2 protein-coding genes are annotated in these 849 nt (G+C 43.8%); both read left to right on the top strand.

The genetic code is table 11. The features are described from left to right. A partial coding sequence (locus tag PGX78_RS08840) for an exodeoxyribonuclease VII large subunit (RefSeq protein WP_333524043.1) occupies nucleotides 1-438 on the top strand: 438 nt, incomplete at its 5' end. After that, a complete protein-coding gene (gene xseB, locus PGX78_RS08835; protein ID WP_270446591.1) occupies nucleotides 419-685 on the top strand; it encodes an exodeoxyribonuclease VII small subunit in 267 nt (88 codons plus the stop codon). The genes PGX78_RS08840 and xseB, both read left to right, overlap by 20 nt. Nucleotides 686-849 lie beyond the last annotated feature (164 nt).

Genomic DNA, 849 nt, shown 5'->3' with positions numbered 1-849 from the left:
GCATTTCCTTCATTTACGGATATACAATTGCAAATAGCCGCTCTGACGGAAACGGCCGGGCGACTTATGGATGATTGTATTGAACGACGATTCTCACAGTGGGAACGAACGACGACACGAATTCGCCTACATCAATATAATGAATTCGTAACGGTCAAAAAAGACAATTTAAATCGCTTGGTGGAAAGTGCAAGACAAAAGACGGAGTATTTGTTACTGCAAAAACAACATGCGTTGGATAAGATAAAATCGCGAGCTGAAGGTATGAACCCGACCGCTTTTTTACGCAAAGGGTACGGGCAGTTGTTGCAAGACGGTGAAGTCATAGCCGGAATTTCGGCTGTAAATCGCAAGAAACCTTTAGAAATACAACTTGTTGACGGGGTTATTGTGGCGGAAGTGAAAGAGGTGATTGAACGTGGTGAAAAAAACGGATAAATTAAAAAATTTTGAGAAGGATTTTGAAGAGTTGGAAAGACTGGTAGACTCTCTTGATAATCCCGGGTTGACCTTACAGGAATCTCTGGATATTTTTGAAAAAGCCGTAAAATTGTCCGGCACCTGTGAAAGTGCACTTGAATACGCTCGTCAACGAGCCCAGGCTTTGGCGGAAGTAAGGGGAGAAGACGCAACACAAGCTGAAGATACAAAGACGGCTTATGAAGAAGGGACGTTGGGGCTATGAGTTTTCGTACCTTGTTGGAAAGTCGTAAGAAACGAATCGACACCCGTTTAGCCGAACTGTTACAAACGAGTACGCCCGAGTTTTCCGGTCTTTATGAAGCCATGAATTACAGCCTTAATGCAGGCGGTAAGAGAATACGGCCCGTTTTGTTTCTGGCTGTTTTG

Origin of the sequence: Megasphaera sp. AF13-6AC (genome assembly GCF_027685385.1) — a bacterium.
GTDB lineage: Bacteria > Bacillota > Negativicutes > Veillonellales > Megasphaeraceae > Megasphaera > Megasphaera micronuciformis.
Note: the sequence above shows the minus strand (reverse complement) of the source record. Positions and strands in the feature narration are given on the sequence as shown.